This window comes from Azospirillum formosense, assembly GCF_013340925.1.
Lineage (GTDB): Bacteria > Pseudomonadota > Alphaproteobacteria > Azospirillales > Azospirillaceae > Azospirillum > Azospirillum formosense.
The window spans coordinates 1-1286 of sequence record NZ_WHOR01000502.1 but is presented as its reverse complement, the minus strand read 5'-3'; the positions used below and the strand labels follow the sequence as shown (position 1 = coordinate 1286).

1 protein-coding gene and 1 pseudogene are annotated in these 1286 nt (G+C 64.5%); both read right to left on the bottom strand.

Annotation, left to right across the window (positions count from 1 at the left end):
* On the bottom strand, positions 1–327 hold a 327-nt coding region (locus GBZ26_RS29415; protein WP_174441808.1), incomplete at its 3' end, for a DUF4347 domain-containing protein.
* 408 nt (positions 328–735) lie between these two features.
* Positions 736–1286 (bottom strand): annotated as a pseudogene (locus tag GBZ26_RS29410) (DUF4347 domain-containing protein); the annotation flags it as partial.

Here is a 1286-nt window from a genome sequence, read left to right as displayed (position 1 = left end):
AGGCGCAGGTCTGCGGGGGAGGGGACGTACTTGCGCGCCAGCACCGGCGGGGCGAGAGTGGCGGTTCCTCTCGTGGCCACGCGCGACCGGCCGGGGGCGGTCGGGCAGCGACCGCGCGTCCAGCGGCTGGGCGCCCAGCAGAACCCGCCCCGGCTCGCCATGGGCGACCAGATGCAGGACGGACGGGCGCGCGGCGAGCGCCTCGGCCAGAACGGCGTGGGCATCGTCGGCGGCGGAGACGAGCATGACCTGGACGTCCGGATGGCGGCGGCTGAGCAGCCCGTCGAGATCCTCAAGTCCAGCGTCCGCGATGATGACTTCGTTCAAGGGAAACTCTCCGTAAATTCTGTTGTGATCGCTGGGGCGCCCGGTCGCATCGTTCGCGTTTACGGGAGGTTCGCGGATACGGGGAAGCGCGATACCCAATCACATGCGCTTTCGGAGAGCACTTCCGCAATTGCCCAAGAAGAAATAACACGTCGTCTTCAGTGAAACATGGTCATTGAGTTATCTTGATAAATAAAGGCGAATCCCAACGTCCTATGATTTTTCATGTATATATGGCTCGCGGTCACAGATACTGTGCTCTAGGAGAGTAGAAGAGAAAATAAGGCGGCCATCCCGCGATTTTGGGGGAGGCGATCATCCGAATGGATTGCCCCAGCCGGCGTGCTCATCAAGAAAACGCCGGCCTGGAGTCATCCTCCAGGCCGGCGCGTTGTGGACCGCGTCAGATCACAGGTTGATGAAGGCGATGTAGTTCTGGTCGCCCATGGTGCCGGTCGTCATGGTCATGGCGCCCACGGACTTGCCGGCGAAGGTCATGCTGGCGTCGATGGTGCCGTTGCCGTCGATGTCGCAATGGACCGTGGCGCCCTTGTAGCCTTCGGCGCCGTCCATCTCCTCCCAGCGCAGCGTGGACGTGCCTTCCTTGTAGCCCCAGAGGGTGGACCACTCACCCTGCTCCAGGTCGGTGACGGTGGACCAAGTGACCTCGGTGCCGCGGCCGTCGACGAAGAATGTGTCCTTGCCCGAGCCGCCGATCAGCCAGTTGGAGCCCGAACCGCCGTCCAGCACGTCGTCACCGGCCCCGCCCGACGCCGCGTCGTCGCCGCCCAGCAGGTTCAGGAAGTCGTTGCCGTCCGACCCGCCCAGCACCTCGCCACGGGAGTCGCCCAGGAAGGTCCACTGCAGGGTGGAGACCGGCCCCTCGTAGGCGTAGGCCTTCACGTCCTCCGTCACGCCGTTCACGATGCGCTGCATGGCGGTGGAGGGACGGTCGTCCA